23 protein-coding genes are annotated in these 18300 nt (G+C 52.0%); 16 read left to right on the forward strand and 7 right to left on the reverse strand.

Annotation, left to right across the window (positions count from 1 at the left end):
• Positions 1 to 6: 6 nt before the first annotated feature.
• Entirely contained in the window at positions 7 to 1629 is a 1623-nt protein-coding gene (locus OGV57_RS11740) for an isovaleryl-CoA dehydrogenase (protein WP_054527989.1), read from the forward strand.
• A gap of 85 nt (positions 1630 to 1714) precedes the next feature.
• On the opposite strand, the gene yjfN is transcribed toward OGV57_RS11740, so the two are convergent.
• Both yjfN and bsmA read right to left on the reverse strand, forming a co-directional pair.
• Entirely contained in the window at positions 1715 to 1990 is a 276-nt protein-coding gene (yjfN, locus tag OGV57_RS11745) for a DUF1471 family protease activator YjfN (RefSeq protein WP_003839497.1), read from the reverse strand.
• A 147-nt stretch (positions 1991 to 2137) separates the two neighbouring features.
• Positions 2138 to 2467, reverse strand: a complete 330-nt coding sequence (gene bsmA, locus OGV57_RS11750) for a biofilm peroxide resistance protein BsmA (protein ID WP_003025640.1) — start codon at positions 2465 to 2467, stop codon at positions 2138 to 2140.
• Between the two features lie 181 nt (positions 2468 to 2648).
• On the opposite strand from bsmA, the gene yjfP reads away from it, so the two are divergent.
• A complete protein-coding gene (gene yjfP, locus OGV57_RS11755) occupies positions 2649 to 3398 on the forward strand; it encodes an esterase (RefSeq protein ID WP_054527990.1) in 750 nt (249 codons plus the stop codon).
• Here yjfP and ulaR read toward each other — a convergent pair.
• Positions 3395 to 4150, reverse strand: a complete 756-nt coding sequence (gene ulaR, locus OGV57_RS11760) for an HTH-type transcriptional regulator UlaR (protein ID WP_003839504.1) — start codon at positions 4148 to 4150, stop codon at positions 3395 to 3397. The two genes, yjfP and ulaR, sit on opposite strands and share 4 nt — an antisense overlap.
• Before the next feature lie 107 nt (positions 4151 to 4257).
• Positions 4258 to 5322, reverse strand: coding sequence for an L-ascorbate 6-phosphate lactonase (gene ulaG / locus OGV57_RS11765; RefSeq protein ID WP_003025649.1), 1065 nt, complete (start codon positions 5320 to 5322; stop codon positions 4258 to 4260).
• A gap of 367 nt (positions 5323 to 5689) precedes the next feature.
• On the opposite strand from ulaG, the gene ulaA reads away from it, so the two are divergent.
• The 6 genes from ulaA to OGV57_RS11795 are packed head-to-tail and all read left to right on the forward strand — an operon-like array spanning position 5690 to position 10099.
• Positions 5690 to 7087 (forward strand): PTS ascorbate transporter subunit IIC, encoded by a 1398-nt coding sequence (ulaA, locus tag OGV57_RS11770; protein ID WP_003025652.1) that lies wholly within the window; start codon positions 5690 to 5692, stop codon positions 7085 to 7087.
• Positions 7088 to 7102: 15 nt separating this feature from the next.
• Positions 7103 to 7408 carry a PTS ascorbate transporter subunit IIB gene (gene ulaB, locus OGV57_RS11775; protein ID WP_003025655.1) on the forward strand — a complete coding sequence of 102 codons (306 nt, stop codon included), beginning with the start codon at positions 7103 to 7105 and terminating at the stop codon, positions 7406 to 7408.
• 10 nt (positions 7409 to 7418) lie between these two features.
• On the forward strand, positions 7419 to 7886 hold the full coding sequence (gene ulaC / locus OGV57_RS11780; RefSeq protein WP_003025658.1) for a PTS ascorbate transporter subunit IIA: 468 nt from the start codon (positions 7419 to 7421) through the stop codon (positions 7884 to 7886).
• A gap of 12 nt (positions 7887 to 7898) precedes the next feature.
• Positions 7899 to 8549, forward strand: coding sequence for a 3-keto-L-gulonate-6-phosphate decarboxylase UlaD (gene ulaD, locus OGV57_RS11785; protein ID WP_003025660.1), 651 nt, complete (start codon positions 7899 to 7901; stop codon positions 8547 to 8549).
• Positions 8550 to 8558: 9 nt separating this feature from the next.
• The gene (locus tag OGV57_RS11790; RefSeq protein ID WP_054527991.1) at positions 8559 to 9413 is read left to right on the forward strand and encodes an L-ribulose-5-phosphate 3-epimerase; all 855 of its coding nucleotides are present in this window, start codon (positions 8559 to 8561) and stop codon (positions 9411 to 9413) included.
• Positions 9413 to 10099 carry an L-ribulose-5-phosphate 4-epimerase gene (locus tag OGV57_RS11795; protein WP_003839510.1) on the forward strand — a complete coding sequence of 229 codons (687 nt, stop codon included), beginning with the start codon at positions 9413 to 9415 and terminating at the stop codon, positions 10097 to 10099. Before OGV57_RS11790 ends, OGV57_RS11795 begins: the two co-directional genes overlap by 1 nt.
• A gap of 132 nt (positions 10100 to 10231) precedes the next feature.
• Here the strand turns inward: OGV57_RS11795 and yjfY are convergent, their stop codons facing one another.
• Positions 10232 to 10507: a DUF1471 family protein YjfY gene (yjfY, locus tag OGV57_RS11800; protein WP_003025668.1), complete on the reverse strand. Its 276-nt coding sequence runs from the start codon at positions 10505 to 10507 to the stop codon at positions 10232 to 10234.
• 298 nt (positions 10508 to 10805) lie between these two features.
• Here yjfY and OGV57_RS11805 point away from each other — a divergent pair, with 298 nt between their 5' ends.
• The 6 genes from OGV57_RS11805 (at position 10806) to OGV57_RS11830 (ending at position 14234) form a co-directional block, all read left to right on the forward strand.
• The gene (locus OGV57_RS11805; RefSeq protein ID WP_044713127.1) at positions 10806 to 11570 is read left to right on the forward strand and encodes a TSUP family transporter; all 765 of its coding nucleotides are present in this window, start codon (positions 10806 to 10808) and stop codon (positions 11568 to 11570) included.
• Between the two features lie 158 nt (positions 11571 to 11728).
• A complete protein-coding gene (gene rpsF / locus OGV57_RS11810; protein ID WP_003025672.1) occupies positions 11729 to 12124 on the forward strand; it encodes a 30S ribosomal protein S6 in 396 nt (131 codons plus the stop codon).
• Positions 12125 to 12130: 6 nt separating this feature from the next.
• Positions 12131 to 12445 (forward strand): primosomal replication protein N, encoded by a 315-nt coding sequence (gene priB, locus OGV57_RS11815; RefSeq protein ID WP_003025674.1) that lies wholly within the window; start codon positions 12131 to 12133, stop codon positions 12443 to 12445.
• Positions 12446 to 12449: 4 nt separating this feature from the next.
• Positions 12450 to 12677 (forward strand): 30S ribosomal protein S18, encoded by a 228-nt coding sequence (gene rpsR / locus OGV57_RS11820; protein WP_000135199.1) that lies wholly within the window; start codon positions 12450 to 12452, stop codon positions 12675 to 12677.
• A 41-nt stretch (positions 12678 to 12718) separates the two neighbouring features.
• Complete coding sequence (gene rplI / locus OGV57_RS11825) at positions 12719 to 13168, forward strand: 50S ribosomal protein L9 (RefSeq protein ID WP_003025676.1); 450 nt, start codon at positions 12719 to 12721, stop codon at positions 13166 to 13168.
• Positions 13169 to 13310: 142 nt separating this feature from the next.
• Complete coding sequence (locus OGV57_RS11830; protein ID WP_003844954.1) at positions 13311 to 14234, forward strand: DMT family transporter; 924 nt, start codon at positions 13311 to 13313, stop codon at positions 14232 to 14234.
• Positions 14235 to 14263: 29 nt separating this feature from the next.
• Here OGV57_RS11830 and OGV57_RS11835 read toward each other — a convergent pair whose 3' ends face one another.
• Positions 14264 to 14914 carry a LysM-like peptidoglycan-binding domain-containing protein gene (locus OGV57_RS11835; RefSeq protein ID WP_003025681.1) on the reverse strand — a complete coding sequence of 217 codons (651 nt, stop codon included), beginning with the start codon at positions 14912 to 14914 and terminating at the stop codon, positions 14264 to 14266.
• Positions 14915 to 15133: 219 nt separating this feature from the next.
• On the opposite strand from OGV57_RS11835, the gene bamJ reads away from it, so the two are divergent.
• On the forward strand, positions 15134 to 15754 hold the full coding sequence (gene bamJ, locus OGV57_RS11840; RefSeq protein WP_003025685.1) for a BamJ family beta-barrel-assembly machinery protein: 621 nt from the start codon (positions 15134 to 15136) through the stop codon (positions 15752 to 15754).
• A 308-nt stretch (positions 15755 to 16062) separates the two neighbouring features.
• On the forward strand, positions 16063 to 17472 hold the full coding sequence (cycA, locus tag OGV57_RS11845) for a D-serine/D-alanine/glycine transporter (protein WP_003025688.1): 1410 nt from the start codon (positions 16063 to 16065) through the stop codon (positions 17470 to 17472).
• Between the two features lie 83 nt (positions 17473 to 17555).
• Here cycA and ytfE read toward each other — a convergent pair whose 3' ends face one another.
• Positions 17556 to 18218 carry an iron-sulfur cluster repair protein YtfE gene (ytfE, locus tag OGV57_RS11850; protein ID WP_003025690.1) on the reverse strand — a complete coding sequence of 221 codons (663 nt, stop codon included), beginning with the start codon at positions 18216 to 18218 and terminating at the stop codon, positions 17556 to 17558.
• Between the last annotated feature and the right edge of the window lie 82 nt (positions 18219 to 18300).

The following is an 18300-nucleotide window of genomic DNA, read 5'->3' on the forward strand; positions in this document are numbered from 1 at the left end:
GACACAATGCACTGGCAAACGCATACCGTTTTTAACCAACCTGTACCGCTCAATAACAGTAACTTATATTTGTCCGACGGCGCGCTGTGCGAAGCGGTTATCCGTGAAGGCGCTGGCTGGGATAGCGATCTTCTCGCCAGTATTGGTCAGCAGCTAGGGACTGCCGAGTCGCTCGAACTGGGTCGTCTGGCCAATGCTTTTCCACCTGAACTATTGCGCTACGACCCGCAGGGGCAGCGGCTGGATGATGTGCGTTTTCATCCTGCCTGGCATTTGCTGATGCAGGGATTGTGCGCCAACCGCGTACATAATCTGGCCTGGGAAGAAGACGCGAGGCAGGGAACATTTGTTGCCCGGGCGGCGCGTTTCATGCTGCATGCGCAGGCTGAAGCAGGCACTTTGTGTCCGGTGACCATGACGTTTGCCGCCACGCCGCTGTTACTTCAAATGTTACCCGCCCCCTTTAACGACTGGCTGACGCCGCTGCTAAGCGATCGTTATGACTCGCATTTACTGCCCGGAGGGCAAAAGCGCGGGCTACTGATTGGTATGGGTATGACCGAAAAACAGGGTGGTTCAGATGTGCTGAGCAATACCACTCAGGCAGAACGTCTTGTCGACGGCTCGTATCGGCTGGTGGGACATAAGTGGTTTTTCTCCGTACCGCAAAGCGATGCCCATTTGGTGCTGGCCCAGGCAAAGGGCGGCTTATCCTGCTTTTTTGTACCGCGATTTTTACCTGACGGGCAGCGTAATGCCATCCGTCTTGAACGACTGAAAGATAAATTAGGCAACCGCTCCAACGCCAGCTGCGAGGTTGAATTCCACGATGCGATTGGCTGGCTATTGGGCGAAGAAGGGGAGGGTATCCGCCATATCCTGAAGATGGGCGGGATGACGCGTTTTGACTGCGCGCTCGGCAGTCACGGCATGATGCGACGTGCTTTTTCCGTCGCGATTTATCATGCGCACCAGCGACAAGTTTTTGGCAAACCATTGATTGAACAGCCGATGATGCGTCAGGTATTAGGCCGGATGGCGCTCCAACTGGAAGGTCAAACGGCGCTACTGTTTCGACTGGCGCGGGCCTGGGACCGTCGTGCTGATGCCAAAGAAGCGCTGTGGGCCAGGTTGTTCACGCCAGCAGCGAAATTCTCCGTTTGCAAGGTCGGTATGCCGTTTGTGGCTGAGGCGATGGAAGTGCTGGGCGGGATTGGCTATTGCGAGGAGAGTGAGCTGCCGCGCCTGTATCGTGAGATGCCGGTAAACAGTATCTGGGAAGGCTCCGGCAACATTATGTGCCTTGATGTATTGCGGGTACTGACAAAACAACCCGGCATCTACGATATGCTCAGCGAAGCCTTTGCGGAGGTAAAGGGGCAGGATCGACATTACGATCGGATGGTGCGTCAGCTACAGCAGCGTTTACGTAAACCCAGTGAGGCATTGGGACGAGAGATTACGCAGCAGCTTTTCCTGCTCGGTTGCGGGGCGCAGATGTTGCGTTATTCTTCTCCGCCAGTGGCGCAGGCCTGGTGCCAAATGATGCTTGATACGCGGGGTGGACTACGATTGTCTGAACAGGTGCTGAACGATTTGCTCCTGCGGGCAACGGGGGGGTTACGGTAATAACTTGCCTGATGGCGACGCGGGTGCGTCTTATCATGCCTACGCTCAGTCCAGGTCAGATAAGTTTACGCCATCCGGCAATCTGTTACGCATAAAGTATGGCCTGTACGCGCCAGTTGTCGGGCTGCTGGTCTTCGTACATCTGAATGATCCGATACCATGAGGCACCTTGTTCATCCGCTTTTAACGCGATTACACGTTCTACATCCTGCGGATTCCCTGCAATGTTACTGACAGAGATCAGGCCAATTTCGTTCAGGCCAGTAACGCAGTCAGCACTGGCGAATTCGGCAGACTGCGCCGTAGTGCCTGCCAGTCCGGCAGAAAGCAGCAGTGAGGATAAGGCAAGAGATTGTTTCATCGTCAGCTCCATTATTCGTACCCCTACACACGGCAGGGCATTCCATCGCGATAATAAACCTCAAGCTTCCTGCTGTTGGTTTATTGTGCACAGGTAAACGCATAGAGGCGCAAAGCAATGTAAAGCTGACTAAATTTCAACCCAATGTTATTTACGATACAAAATTGCCTGTGAATACCATTGGCCTGTCACGATGGTTTCATCTACTAATAAAACCACGTAGTAATCAGCTTTAGCCGCGACGGCTTTGGCACGGATCTCTGCCAGCGCATCATCCGGAGAGCCTCTTACCAGCGCGCTAACCGTCCCTAATCGCTGTAACCCATTACTCTGGTCACGGCGGATCTCCTGCGGGTGGTCGGCAACGGGCGGTGCGGGTTGCGGCGTTCCCTGTAGCACGCTACAGGCGCTTAAAAACATAACCAGCAACAAAGAGGCAAACCGACGCATAACTCTATCTCGTTTCCTGATAGCCATAGTGTAGTGCCTTATTAATTTCCCTTTAGGGGAATGTTCCCGAATTGTTATCTCTCACGCGATTTTCGAATGAAAATGTTGCGAAAGCGTAACCCAGTTCTCAACATTATGAATCATTGCCGAACACATTCGCTTGCGTTAAGTATTGCTGCATGGCATACCAGAAAAAAAGGGGCAACAAATGATAGAAATTGAGACACGACAGTTAGCTGGTATCCCTGTCCTGCACGCCGTTCCGGCTGGTAAACGCGAATGTTCACTCCCTTGTATTCTCTTTTATCACGGGTTTACATCTTCAAGTCTGGTCTACAGTTATTTTGCTGTTGCGCTGGCTCAGGCCGGATTTCGCGTCGTCATGCCAGATGCGCCCGAACATGGCGCCCGCTTTAAAGGTAATGCTCATGAGCGAATGTTCCGCTTCTGGCATATATTGCAGCAAAACATGCAGGAGTTTACGACGTTACGTGCGGCTCTGGTGGCAGAAAATTGGCTTTCAGATGAGCGGCTTGCCGTCGGTGGGGCATCGATGGGGGGAATGACTGCATTGGGCATAATGGCGCGCCATCCTGAGGTTAAATGTGTAGCCAGCCTGATGGGCTCAGGCTATTTTACCCGGCTTGCGCAGACGCTTTTTCCTCCTTTACAGGTTCAGACCCCAGAGCAACAGGCGGAGTTTGATGCCGTTATCGCCCCGCTTGCCGAATGGGATGTTACGCATCAGTTGCCACGCCTTGCCGACAGGCCGTTGCTGCTGTGGCATGGACAGGATGATGATGTTGTACCGGCTGTTGAAACCTTCCGCTTACAGCAAGCGCTGATTCAGGCAGGTTTGGACAACAATCTGACCTGCCTGTGGGAAGCGGGTGTACGACATCGCATCACGCCAGAAGCGTTGGCCGCAACAGTGACGTTTTTCCGCCAGCACCTTTAAACGCGCATAATGCTCACGCCCTGAGCTTCAAGCTGTTGCAGAATCTCAGGGTTTGCATTTTTGCCGGTAATGAGCATATCGATTTGATCGGCGCGACTGAACAGCATTCCCGCACGTTCACCGACTTTACTGCTATCGACCAGCACCACCAGTTTACCCACCACGTTAAGCATCTTCTGCTCGGCCATCGCGGTCAGCATATCGGTTTTATACAGTCCGTCCGCGGTCAACCCTTTGCCGCTGGTAAACATCCAGTGTCCGGCATACAGGCTATTTTCACTGCCTTGCGGGCTAAGCGTGATGGATTGGCTTTTGTTATATTGCCCTCCCATGATGATCACGCTGTCATGCTCCTGGTCGATCAGATAGTTCGCCAGGGGCAAATAATTGGTGATGATCTGCACCGGCTTGCCGCACATTTCGCGACCCAGCAGGAAAGCGGTCGATCCGCAGTTGATCACTACGCTTTCACCCGCATTCACAAGCTGGGATGCTGCCTTGGCAATGCGAACTTTTTCATCGTGGTTCTGCGCCTGGTGAAGATTCATTGGCGTCCAGCGCGGCCGCTGCTGGGTAATAGCTTCTGCGCCGTTGCGTACTTTCTTGAGTTTGCCGCTTTCGTCGAGCTTGTTGATGTCCCGGCGCGCAGTGGCGGGTGAAATCCCCAGACGCTCAACTACGTTCTCAACGGTAACAAAGCCCAACTGCGCCAGCATATCCAGCAATATTTGATGTCTTTGTGCTTCAGTCATGAGCTATTCCGATACAAATTGATTTGAAAAGATGATATTTGAAATAGCCTGGAAATACTAAAGTAAATGGGAAAAAAATGCCGGGATGGCCCGGCATTTTGTGTGGATCACAAGAACGATTTAAACGGTAAATCCGGTTCAATGGTGAAGCAATCATCAAAGCCGCGCGGATAGTGATATTCAAAGTTATCTTTGTCCAGCGGCCAGGTGAACTTGCCACCTACCTGCCAGATGAATGGCTTAAAGCCATACTTAAGGCGATCTTTTTTCATCTCCCACAGTACGCGGATCTCCTGCGGATCGGCCTGAAAGTTTGACCAGATATCATGATGGAAAGGGATCACCACTTTTGTATTCAGGGCCTCCGCCATACGCAGCATGTCAGAACTGGTCATTTTGTCCGTAATACCCCGTGGGTTCTCGCCGTAGGATCCGAGTGCGACGTCGATCTGGTGCTCGTTGCCATGCTTTGCATAGTAGTTGGAGTAGTGTGAGTCGCCGCTATGATAAAGCGTACCGCCCGGCGTTTTGAACAGATAGTTTACGGCGCGGGCATCCATACCATCCGGCAGTACGCCAGCGGCTTTCTGATCGGCGGGCAGGGTGATTAACGCAGTACGATCGAACGCATCAAGCGCATGAATTTCAATATCTTTCACTTTTACCACATCGCCTGGTTTTACCACGATGCAGCGCTCTTTTGGTACACCCCAACCGATCCACAGATCCACACAAGTCTGCGGTCCAATAAACGGCACGTCGTCGGCACAGTTCTGCATGACGGCTGCCGCAACATTTACGTCGATGTGATCGTTATGATCGTGCGTGGCCAGCACCGCATCGATCTGACGAATGGCAAACGGATCAAGAACAAACGGCGTGGTGCGCAGGTTTGGCTGCAGCTTCTTCACCCCTGCCATGCGTTGCATCTGGTGACCGGTTTTCATCAGCGGGTTACCGTGACTCTGTTTGCCCGTGCCGCACCAGAAATCGACGCAGACGTTAGTCCCGCCTTCCGACTTCAGCCAAATTCCGGTGCAGCCGAGCCACCACATCGCGAAAGTACCTGGTGCGACCTGTTCCTGCTCGATCTCTTCATTCAGCCAGCTTCCCCACTCCGGGAATGTGCTCAGGATCCATGATTCACGCGTGATGCTTTTTACTTTACTCATCGCAATTACCTTCATGTTTATTCAAGTTGAATCAAATTGTGATTTGTTTTGATTGATACTGACATCATTTTCTCAAGAAGGCAATGCGTTGATTTTTGATGTTGAATGAAAAATTGTTAACAAATTACAACGTGACAAGATGGTTTATATGAAATGTATTTTTTTATTTTATTGTTTTAAATGGATTTATTTTGAAGTGAATGAATTCGGAGCAAATCCACTCTGCAAGTGAGAGAATTATTTGCGTACTGCATCACATTTAATCAAATTCAATCTTGTTGTGATTACTTTTGAAAATTAGAGTGAGGGCACAACATCCTGGGCATCTGTAATGAATGTTCAGCAACTTCGTCTACTGGAGATCGTTATGGAGATCCTCTACAACATCTTTACCGTCTTTTTTAATCAGGTCATGACCAATGCACCGTTGCTGTTGGGTATTGTGACCTGCCTCGGCTACATCCTGTTGCGTAAAAGTGTCAGCGTCATTATCAAAGGCACGATCAAAACGATTATCGGTTTTATGTTATTGCAGGCAGGGTCGGGCATTCTGACCAGCACGTTTAAACCGGTAGTGGCGAAGATGTCCGAGGTTTACGGTATCAACGGTGCGATTTCCGATACCTATGCCTCTATGATGGCAACCATCGAACGTATGGGGGATGCCTATAGCTGGGTAGGGTACGCGGTACTGTTGGCGCTGGCGCTAAACATTTGTTATGTACTGCTACGGCGGATTACCGGTATTCGTACCATCATGCTGACCGGGCACATCATGTTCCAGCAGGCGGGCCTGATCGCCGTCTCTTTCTACATCTTTGGCTATTCCATGTGGACCACCATCATCTGTACCGCGGTGCTGGTGTCGCTCTACTGGGGCATTACCTCCAATATGATGTACAAGCCGACCCAGGAAGTGACCGACGGCTGTGGTTTTTCCATCGGTCACCAGCAGCAGTTCGCCTCCTGGATTGCTTACAAAGTCGCGCCGTATCTGGGTAAGAAAGAGGAGAGCGTAGAAGATCTCAAGCTGCCAGGCTGGCTGAATATCTTCCATGACAACATCGTTTCTACCGCGATTGTGATGACCATCTTCTTCGGGGCGATCCTGCTCTCTTTCGGCATTGATGTGGTTCAGGCGATGGCGGGTAAAACCCACTGGACGGTGTATATCCTGCAAACCGGTTTTTCGTTTGCTGTCGCTATCTTCATCATCACCCAGGGCGTACGTATGTTCGTTGCTGAACTTTCAGAAGCGTTCAACGGTATCTCTCAACGCCTGATCCCGGGCGCGGTACTGGCCATCGACTGCGCGGCGATTTATAGCTTTGCTCCTAACGCGGTGGTCTGGGGCTTTATGTGGGGGACCATCGGCCAACTGATTGCGGTGGGCATCCTTGTGGCCTGCGGCTCTTCCATTCTGATTATCCCAGGCTTTATCCCGATGTTCTTCTCGAACGCCACTATCGGCGTATTTGCTAACCACTTTGGCGGCTGGCGCGCAGCGCTCAAGATTTGCCTGGTGATGGGGATGATCGAAATCTTCGGCTGCGTCTGGGCGGTGAAGCTCACCGGTATGAGCGCCTGGATGGGCATGGCGGACTGGTCAATTCTGGCACCGCCGATGATGCAAGGCTTTGCCTCCATCGGCATCGTGTTTATGGCCGTCATTATTCTGATTGCACTGGCTTATATGTTTTTCGCAGGACGCACGTTGCGTGCTGAGGAAGACGCAGAAAAACAACTGGCAGAACACTCTGCTTAATAAGGAGTTCCGATTATGACCGTACGTATTCTGGCTGTGTGTGGCAATGGGCAGGGCAGTTCCATGATCATGAAAATGAAGGTGGACCAGTTTTTAACCCAGTCAAATATTGACCATACGGTAAACAGCTGTGCCGTGGGTGAATACAAAAGTGAACTGAGCGGAGCGGATATTATCATCGCCTCTACGCATATCGCCGGTGAGATTACCGTTTCTGGCAATAAATATGTCGTTGGCGTACGCAACATGCTGTCTCCTGCCGATTTTGGACCAAAACTGCTGGAAGTGATCAAAGCGCATTTTCCGCAGGACGTGAAGTAAGGGGCGGCATATGAAATTACGTGACTCGCTGGCAGACAATAGTTCCATCCTTTTGCAAGCCGAGGCCAGTACCTGGCAGGAAGCGGTAAAGCTTGGCGTGGATCTGCTGGTTAAGGCTGATGTGGTTGAACCACGCTACTACCAAGCCATCCTTGATGGCGTTGAGCAGTTTGGCCCGTACTTTGTGATTGCGCCAGGCCTGGCGATGCCGCACGGCCGTCCGGAGGAAGGGGTCAAGAAAACCGGTTTTGCGCTGGTGACGCTGAAAACGCCGCTGGTGTTTAACCACGAGGATAACGACCCGGTCGACATTCTGATCACGATGGCGGCAGTTGACGCCAACACGCATCAGGAAGTGGGCATCATGCAGATCGTGAATCTCTTTGATGACGAAGCCAATTTCGACCGTTTACGCGCCTGCCGCACCGCGCAGGAAGTGTTGGATTTAATTGATAACGCCACTGCGGCGGCTGTTTAAAAGGATACCAAAATGTCATTACCTATGTTGCAGGTTGCGCTGGATAACCAATCAATGTCTTCCGCGTATGAAACGACGCGTCTGATTGCCGAAGAGGTCGATATCATTGAGGTGGGCACTATTCTTTGCGTGGCAGAGGGCGTGCGCGCCGTTCGCGATCTGAAAGCGCTTTACCCACATAAAATTGTGCTGGCGGACGCCAAAATTGCCGATGCGGGAAAAATCCTCTCCCGCATGTGTTTCGAAGCCAACGCTGACTGGGTCACCGTCATCTGCTGTGCCGATATCAACACCACCAAGGGTGCGCTGGAGGTGGCGAAAGAATTTAACGGTGATGTACAGATTGAACTGACTGGTTACTGGACCTGGGAGCAGGCGCAAGAGTGGCGTGACGCAGGGATTGGGCAAGTTGTATATCACCGCAGTCGTGATGCGCAGGCGGCGGGCGTGGCGTGGGGAGAAGCGGATATCAGCGCGATCAAGCGTCTGTCCGAGATGGGCTTTAAAGTCACCGTCACCGGCGGTCTGGCGCTGGAAGATCTGCCGCTGTTCCAGGGAATTCCGATTCACGTCTTTATTGCCGGCCGCAGTATTCGCGATGCCGCCTCTCCGGTGGAAGCGGCCCGTCAGTTCAAACGTTCTATCGCCCAACTGTGGGGATGAGGAGCGACTATGTTGTCGAAACAGGTCCCGCTCGGTATTTATGAAAAAGCACTCCCCGGCGGGGAGTGCTGGCTGGAACGCTTGCAACTAGCGAAGGAACTGGGCTTTGACTTTGTCGAAATGTCGGTTGATGAAACCGACGCTCGCCTGGCGCGTCTTGACTGGAACCGCGAGCAGCGACTGGCGCTGGTGGCCGCTATCGCCGACACCGGGATACGGGTACCGTCCATGTGCCTGAGCGCTCATCGTCGTTTTCCGCTTGGTAGTGAAGATGATGTGGTACGCGAACAGGGGCTGGAGATCATGCGTAAAGCCATTCAGTTTGCGCAGGATATCGGTATTCGCGTTATTCAAATGGCGGGTTACGACGTTTATTACCAGCAGGCCAATAACGAAACGCGTCGTCGGTTCCGCGATGGGCTGAAAGAGAGCGTAGAGATGGCGAGCCGTGCACAGGTGACGCTGGCGATGGAAATCATGGATTATCCACTGATGAATTCGATCAGTAAGGCACTGGGATACGCCCACTATCTCAACAATCCGTGGTTCCAGCTGTATCCCGATATTGGCAATTTATCGGCGTGGGATAACGACGTGCAGATGGAGCTGCAGGCGGGAATGGGCCATATAGTTGCCGTACACGTGAAAGATACCAAACCTGGCGTATTCAAAAATGTGCCGTTTGGTGAAGGGGTTGTCGATTTTGAACGTTGTTTTGCGACGCTCAAACAGAGTGGGTATTGCGGGCCATACCTGATTGAGATGTGGAGCGAAACGTCGGACGACCCGGCACGTGAAGTGGCGAAGGCGCGCGATTGGGTGAAAGCGCGTATGGCCAGCGCGGGCCTGGTGGAGGCAGTGTAATGCAAAAACGTAAACAGCAGGTTTTTGAGGCCAACATGGATCTGCCGCGCTACGGTCTGGTGACGTTTACCTGGGGTAACGTCAGCGCCATCGACCGCGAACGCGGGCTGGTGGTGATTAAGCCCAGCGGCGTCGACTACCAAACAATGACAGTGGATGACATGGTGGTTGTGGATCTGCACGGTAATGTGGTGGAGGGACGCTATCGTCCTTCTTCCGATACCGCCACCCATCTGGCGCTGTATCGCCGTTATTCCTCTCTCGGCGGCGTGGTGCATACCCACTCAACCCACGCGACGGCATGGGCGCAGGCAGGTCTGGCAATTCCTGCGCTCGGCACGACGCATGCTGACTACTTCTTTGGCGATATTCCCTGTACCCGGGCTTTAACTGAAGCTGAAGTTCAGGAGGAGTATGAACTTAATACCGGTAGGGTGATTATTGAAACGCTCGGGGAGGTGGAACCTTTACATACGCCTGGCGTAGTGGTGTACCAACATGGCCCGTTTGCCTGGGGCAAAGATGCTCACGACGCAGTACATAACGCTGTGGTGATGGAAGAGGTGGCAAAAATGGCATGGATTGCGCGTGGCATTAATCCGGCGCTCAGCCCCATCGACAGTTACCTGATGAATAAGCACTTCATGCGTAAGCACGGCCCAAATGCCTATTACGGCCAGAAGTAAGAAAAAACGTTCCGGAGCCAACTCTTCATGGGGATGAGATCGGTCTGGCTTCGGGATTGTTTTGCAAAAAAAAGCCCCCAGTGAAGGGGGCAAGTCAAACTGTGGCAATGTTCTCGTTGGTTGTTTCTGGTGCTAGCGATAAATATCTGCACTGGCGTGCATATTTCCGTTACTACCGGGTTCCCTGGTGAGGATCACGTGATAGTAGGTTGCGCCTTGCGCATCGGTTTCTTCATTCAGGGCCTGAGTGGCTTCACTTTCAGTGGCGAAGTTATGATTTATGTAAATAACGCCTAAGCTCTGCACATCATCCATATTCCTGGCCTGATGATTGTCAATTTTGATGGCTGCCGTTGCATTTGCACTGAGCAAAAGTACAGCCAGAAGGGTCAAAACACGGGCTCGCATATGTACCTCCTCGACTGCGGTCTCTGGTTAGCTCTCTCCTGTGAGTGGATAACTTCTGATTTAATTTTAACCGCTGCCGGCGCAGTCGATAGCGACCATTTCTGATGCAGTTGTTCAAAAAATTACCGCAAAGCCATCTTTTCTTTAATTAACAATCAGCTGATGCCTTCCGCTACGGTTAAAAATACCTGCCTTGCGCGCATAAGCTCTTACCAAATAGTCAATTTAATCGGGTGAGTACGCCGTTTATAGTGAGCCAGATAATTAATATAACTTTATGATAATAAGGCAAAAACTTATGGATACTTCATTCATGGATTTCAGCTATTTCGTGATTATGTTTATGGTCGCGCTGGTGGCTGGCTTTATTAACGTGGTGTCGGGCGGCGGTGGTTTTCTCTCTATTGGCGCTCTCTTAATTTCTGGTTTACCCCCGGCTAATGCGCTGGCAACCAATAAAATTCAGGCACTGGGTAGCTCGCTAACCTCCGGAATTTACTTTTTACGCCGGGGACATATTAATGTGCAGGAGCACAAATATGTCTTTTTATCTGCCTTTATCGGTTCTGCGATGGGCACAACGCTTATCCAGTTTATTGAACCGGACGTGTTGAAGAAACTGCTGCCGATCCTGATTATCGCGGTCGCTATCTACTTTATTTCTGCGCCTAATCTTAGCGAACCGAAAAGGAAGCAGCATGTATCCCTGTTTCTCTTCTCGTTGATCTGCGGGGGAGGTATTGGGTTTTATGATGGTTTTCTCGGTGCCGGGGCCGGCTCCTTTTATACGCTCTGCTATATCCTGCTGTGGGGGTACAGTATCGATAAAGCGCAAATCCACTCGAATTTTATCAACCTGGCGTCGAACATTGCCTCGATTCTGTTCTTCATTTTCGGCGGTAAAATGATCTGGTCGCTGGGGCTGGTGATGTTTGCCGGGCAATCCCTTGGCGCACGTCTGGGTGCGACAGTCGTACTGACGCGCGGCAAGAAAGTCATCCGACCCATGATTGTCATCGTCTCTATTTGTATCAGCGTCAAAATGCTGCTGGATATGTATTAATGGCGACATGATAAATAATCGTACAAGCACCTTGAGTTTAACTGCTGACCCCAGTATTATGACGCGTCATTTTTCAGCCGACCTTTAACACGTTCCTTGCCTCCATGGGCCTCGGCTGACCCAGACAGGAGGCTGAATAATCCGTAAGGAGCAATTCGATGCGTCATTACGAAATCGTTTTTATGGTCCATCCTGACCAGAGCGAACAGGTTCCGGGTATGATCGAACGCTACACTGCTGCCATCACTGGTGCAGAAGGCACGATCCACCGTCTGGAAGACTGGGGCCGCCGTCAGCTGGCTTACCCGATCAACAAACTGCACAAAGCTCACTACGTTCTGATGAACGTTGAAGCGCCGCAGGAAGTGATCGATGAGCTGGAAACTACCTTCCGCTTCAACGATGCCGTTATCCGCAGCATGGTTATGCGTACTAAACACGCTGTTACCGAAGCATCTCCGATGGTTAAAGCGAAAGACGAGCGCCGTGAGCGTCGCGATGATTTCGCTAACGAAACCGCAGATGATGCTGAAGCTGGGGATTCTGAAGAGTAATTTCTGATGACCAACCGTCTGGCGTTGTCCGGCACCGTGTGCAGGGCTCCCCTTCGAAAGGTCAGTCCATCAGGAATTCCTCATTGCCAGTTCGTGCTTGAGCATCGTTCTGTGCAGGAGGAAGCCGGGTTTCACCGGCAGGCGTGGTGCCAAATGCCCGTTATTATTAGCGGACACGAAAACCAGGCCATTACTCACAGTATAACGGTCGGTAGCGCAGTGACCGTTCAGGGGTTCATCTCTTGCCACAAGGCAAAGAACGGCCTGAGCAAAATGGTTCTGCATGCCGAGCAGATTGAATTGATAGATTCTGGAGACTAGCCATATGGCACGTTATTTCCGTCGTCGCAAGTTCTGCCGTTTCACCGCGGAAGGCGTTCAAGAGATCGACTATAAAGATATCGCTACGCTGAAAAACTACATCACCGAAAGCGGTAAGATTGTCCCAAGCCGTATCACCGGTACCCGTGCAAAATACCAGCGTCAGCTGGCTCGCGCTATCAAACGCGCTCGCTACCTGTCCCTGCTGCCGTACACTGATCGTCATCAGTAATCGGTCACGGTCCATTAATACGACTTTGAGAGGATAAGGTAATGCAAGTTATTCTGCTTGATAAAGTAGCAAACCTGGGTAGCCTGGGTGATCAGGTTAACGTTAAAGCGGGCTATGCTCGTAACTTCCTGGTACCACAGGGTAAAGCTGTTCCTGCTACCAAGAAAAACGTTGAATTTTTCGAAGCGCGTCGCGCTGAGCTGGAAGCTAAACTGGCTGACGTTCTGTCCGCTGCTGAAGCTCGTGCTGAGAAAATCAACGCACTGGAAACCGTAACCATCGCGTCTAAAGCTGGCGACGAAGGTAAACTGTTCGGTTCCATCGGTACTCGCGACATCGCTGACGCTGTAACTGCAGCTGGCGTTGAAGTAGCTAAGAGCGAAGTTCGTCTGCCGAACGGCGTTCTGCGTACCACTGGTGAGCACGAAGTGAGCTTCCAGGTTCACAGCGAAGTGTTTGCTAAGCTGACTGTAAACGTAGTTGCAGAATAAGTTTTTATTCTGATGACCGCGTAAAAGCGCCGGCCCTGTGCCGGCGTTTTGCTTTTCTGTTCCCCCGCTTTTCTCTCTGGCTATTCTTTATCCTTTTCGGGATAATCACAAAAATAAAACATTATTTCAAAGTGGTGATGGAATGGAACCAACGCACCAACCTCTGTTTGCGCGTAAAAATGTTGTCTATCTGAGCGCGGCGTTCTGCTGCCTGCTGTGGGGGAGCGCCTATCCGGCGATCAAAAGCGGATATGAGATCTTCCAGATTGCCACGGATGACATTCCCTCAAAGATTGTCTTTGCCGGATATCGCTTTCTGTTTGCGGGAATATTGCTGCTAATGCTGGCGATGGCGCAGCGAAAACCGATTGGCCGGTTAAGCCCGCGTCAGTACGGCCAACTCACGCTGTTGGGGCTGACGCAAACCTCGCTGCAATACATCTTCTTCTATATTGGCCTAGCTTTCACGACGGGGGTGAAAGGGTCCATCATGAATGCGACCGGGACCTTCTTCAGCGTGCTACTGGCCCATTTTATCTACCATAATGACAAACTGAGCTACAACAAAGCGCTGGGCTGTATCCTCGGCTTTGCTGGGGTGATGGTAGTGAACTTTAGCAGCGGAATGGATTTTAGTTTCAGCCTGTTAGGAGACGGCTCAGTAGTGATGGCGGCCTTTATTCTTTCTGCTGCCACGCTATATGGAAAACGTATTTCTCAGACGGTGGACCCGACGGTAATGACAGGGTACCAGTTGGGCGGTGGCGGTCTGGCGTTGGTTATCGGTGGCTACGCTTTTGGCGGCACGCTGACCGTACACGGAGCGTCTTCGGTGGCAATTCTGGGCTACCTGACGTTACTCTCTTCGGTCGCCTTTGCCTTGTGGAGTATTCTGCTCAAGCATAATCGCGTGGGGATGATTGCGCCGTTTAACTTCCTGATCCCGGTTTCGGGGGCGGTTCTGTCGGCGATATTCCTCGGCGAAAACATTCTCGAATGGAAATACGCACTGGCGCTGGTGCTGGTCTGTTCGGGGATCTGGTGGGTGAATAAGGTGAAGCGCTGACGCTTCACCTTGATGCCTGATGGCGTCGCTTAACGGGCGCGAATAAAACTGCCGTTTGGCTGGCGGGTGAACAGAACCTGCTGGCCATTCCCGGTATCAATGGTTAATCCCGTCACCACGCCATTGGCATTCTGCCTGATCTGCACCATCTGACCGTCTTTCAGGTTGCTTAGCGGTTTTCCCGCGCCTTCAACCTGCGCCATTGCATACACATCGGTTGGCGGGAGGTTATGGTCACGGAAGACCTGGGCCAGCGTTTTGCCCGAGTCTACGCGATAAGAGCGCCACTGTTGCTCAATTCCGCTATCCTGTTGGAAAGGTTGCGTCTGCGGCTGAGATTGCTGAGCCTGCGGCTGCGCATCAGGTTCTCCTTCCTGGATTGGCTCTGGAGCAACCGGAGCGACCTGGCCGGGATCGTTTTGCGGGGCGACTAACTGTGCCTGTAGCTGAGCCTCGGTTGGTGGCTGCGACTGTGACTGTAAATCCAGCTGGGCAGTACGCGTCACCACAGGGGCATCGCTGGTGTCACTGGAAGGAAGCAGGAAACCTATCACCAGCACGATAGCAGCAATAATAATGCCGCGGCGGTGCATAGGCGGTAGCGGATCCATAATGCGAAAATTGTCCGGTGCATGCCAGATTTTCGCCAGGGTTGGTTTTAATTCAAAGCGCCCGGGCATGGCTTTCCTCCTGCTCCGCGTCTCGTTCCTCGATCATAGAGTATAGATGGCTAACGCTATGATGTTCGTCATATTACCCGCTTTCGTGACGTCAACGCGGGATATTCCTATTGTTTATGTTTCCTCGCGATTTGTCATCTGTTCCCGAGACAAAGTTTTACCGGATGCGGCATGGCTGATATGCTGCCCGCTACTTTACATCCGATGAAAGGAAATATGATGGCTAACCCGACTTTTGACACTATCGAAGCGCAAGCAAGCTACGGCATTGGTTTGCAGGTAGGACAACAGCTGAGCGAATCCGGACTGGAAGGACTGTTGCCTGAAGCGCTGGTAGCGGGTATCGCTGACGCGCTGGAAGGTAAGCACCCGGCAGTACCGGTTGATGTTGTGCATCGCGCGCTGCGTGAAATCCATGAACGCGCTGATGCAGTACGTCGCGAACGCTTCCAGGCTATGGCGGCTGATGGCGTCAAATATCTGGAAGAAAACCGTGAGAAAGAGGGTGTGAACAGCACTGAATCCGGTTTGCAGTTCCGTGTTCTGACTCAGGGCGAAGGGGCTATTCCGGCGCGTACTGACCGCGTTCGCGTGCATTATACCGGTAAACTGATCGACGGTACCGTGTTTGACAGCTCTGTCGCACGTGGCGAACCGGCTGAATTCCCGGTTAACGGCGTAATCCCTGGCTGGATTGAAGCACTGACCCTGATGCCGGTAGGTTCGAAATGGGAACTGACTATTCCTCAGGAACTGGCTTACGGCGAGCGTGGTGCTGGCGCGTCCATTCCTCCGTTCAGCACGCTGGTGTTCGACGTTGAGCTGCTTGAGATCCTGTAAGCAGTGACTTCTGTTCCCCCCGAGGCCGGGGGGAGCAAAAAAATAGCGTGAAAAGCTATAGTTACGTCGTTGTCGATATTTTATCTTGCAAATGCCGCATCAGCGTGTATTTTTGTGAGCTGATTCGCGCTATCAGAGTGATATGACACTCACTTTAAACATTAAATTAACATTATATCTAAATCTTAGTATTCATCCCGCCAATTCTTACCTAATATCGATGAGTCCTGATAACAGGATCGTCGTATCATAGACACACTAAAGGCCGTAGAGCCTGAACAACACAGACAGGTACAGGAAGAAAAAACATGGTAGATCAGGTAAAAGTCGACACCGCTGAAGAGGCGTCGTCTGAACAGTCGCTACGGCGCAATCTCACAAACCGTCATATTCAACTTATTGCTATTGGTGGTGCTATCGGTACTGGCCTGTTTATGGGCTCCGGTAAAACCATCAGTCTCGCCGGACCGTCGATCATCTTTGTATATATGATCATCGGTTTTATGCTGTTTTTCGTGATGCGGGCAATGGGTGAATTGCTGCTCTCGAATCTGGAGTACAAATCGTTTAGTGATTTCGCCTCCGACCTGCTCGGGCCATGGGCCGGGTATTTTACCGGCTGGACCTACTGGTTCTGCTGGGTCGTTACTGGGATGGCAGACGTTGTCGCGATTACCGCGTATGCGCAATTCTGGTTCCCCGAACTGTCAGATTGGGTCGCCTCGCTGGCGGTGATTGTGCTGCTGCTGAGCCTCAACCTCGCCACCGTAAAAATGTTCGGTGAGATGGAGTTCTGGTTTGCGATGATCAAAATCGTCGCCATCATCGGCCTGATTGTCGTCGGTCTGGTGATGGTGCTGACGCACTTCCAGTCGCCAACCGGCGTTCAGGCATCGTTCACGCATCTGTGGAATGACGGTGGCTGGTTCCCGAAAGGTCTGAGCGGCTTCTTTGCCGGCTTCCAGATAGCGGTGTTCGCGTTTGTGGGTATTGAGCTGGTGGGAACGACCGCTGCGGAAACCAAGGATCCTGAGAAATCTCTGCCGCGCGCCATTAACTCGATTCCAATCCGTATTATCATGTTCTACGTGTTCGCGCTGATCGTGATTATGTCCGTTACGCCGTGGAGCTCAGTAGTACCAACCAAGAGCCCATTCGTTGAACTGTTTGTGCTGGTTGGTCTGCCTGCTGCGGCGAGCCTGATCAACTTTGTGGTTCTGACTTCAGCTGCCTCTTCCGCAAACAGCGGCGTGTTCTCTACCAGCCGTATGCTGTTCGGCCTGGCGCAGGAAGGCGTTGCGCCTAAAGCATTTGCCAAGCTGTCTAAACGCGCAGTTCCGGCGAAGGGGTTAACCTTCTCCTGTATCTGTCTGTTGGGCGGCGTGGTGATGCTGTACGTGAACCCGAGCGTGATTGGCGCGTTCACCATGATCACCACCGTGTCGGCGATTCTGTTCATGTTCGTCTGGACCATCATTCTTTGCTCGTACCTGGTGTACCGCAAGCAACGTCCTCACCTGCATGAAAAATCAATTTACAAGATGCCGTTAGGCAAGCTGATGTGCTGGGTATGTATGGCGTTCTTCGTCTTCGTACTGGTACTGCTGACGCTGGAAGATGATACCCGTCAGGCGTTGATGGTGACGCCGCTGTGGTTCATCGCGCTGGGTCTGGGCTGGTTGTTTATCGGTAAGAAACGTATGGCGGGTATGCGTTAAGCGTTGTCATATCGGACACAAAAAAGGCCACATAAGCAGTGGCCGAATTCGGACTTCAGGAAGGCGCTCTCGGGCGCCTTTTTTTATTCACCTGCGAGGGCACGCGGGAACAACACATTGTTTTCCAGGCTGATGTGTTCCATCAGGTCATCGATCATTTCGTTAATGCCGTTATACATGGCTTTCCAGGTGGTGCAGGCTTCTGGCGGCGGCGTCACGTTGTGGGTGATGTGTTTGATCACTTCCACCAGTTCACCCGCATCGTCATGTTCGCTTTCCATCACGCTGATTGGCCCCATCGCCTGGCTACCCATGCCCTGTTTGATCATCGGGAACAGGATCTGCTCTTCTTTCATCATGTGGCTGGACAGCTCTTCATGCAGCATGGTCAGGTTTTTCGCCAGACCGCGCGGTACGTTCGGTTTGTCTGCGTGAACGCGTTCAACTTTTGTGGCCTGCAGGATCAGCTCCGGCAGCTGTTCGCGGTGTCTGTCGTGATAACGCACGATGATATGGTCGATGATTTCAGCCAGAGCCACGGTACGCCAGTCTTTCTCCAGCGGCTGTTCAGCCAGCTGCGCGAGCTGCGCCTCAATAACGTCTAAATCCAGCTCTTTACGCGCGGCAGCGCGTGCCAGCGTTTGCTTACCGCCGCAGCAGTAATCCATATCGTATTTACGAAACAGGGCCGAAGCGCGAGGAATAGAGAGCGCCAGTTCACCTAAAGGTTGATCGCGATAAGACATTGCCGTTACCTCATTCTCAATAATATAAGATGTATTTTAAATACAACTTATGGCGAAGGATATAACCCTTTCGGGGTGGGGT

The organism is Citrobacter sp. Cf087, assembly GCF_030334285.1.
In the GTDB taxonomy this organism is placed as follows: domain Bacteria; phylum Pseudomonadota; class Gammaproteobacteria; order Enterobacterales; family Enterobacteriaceae; genus Citrobacter; species Citrobacter freundii.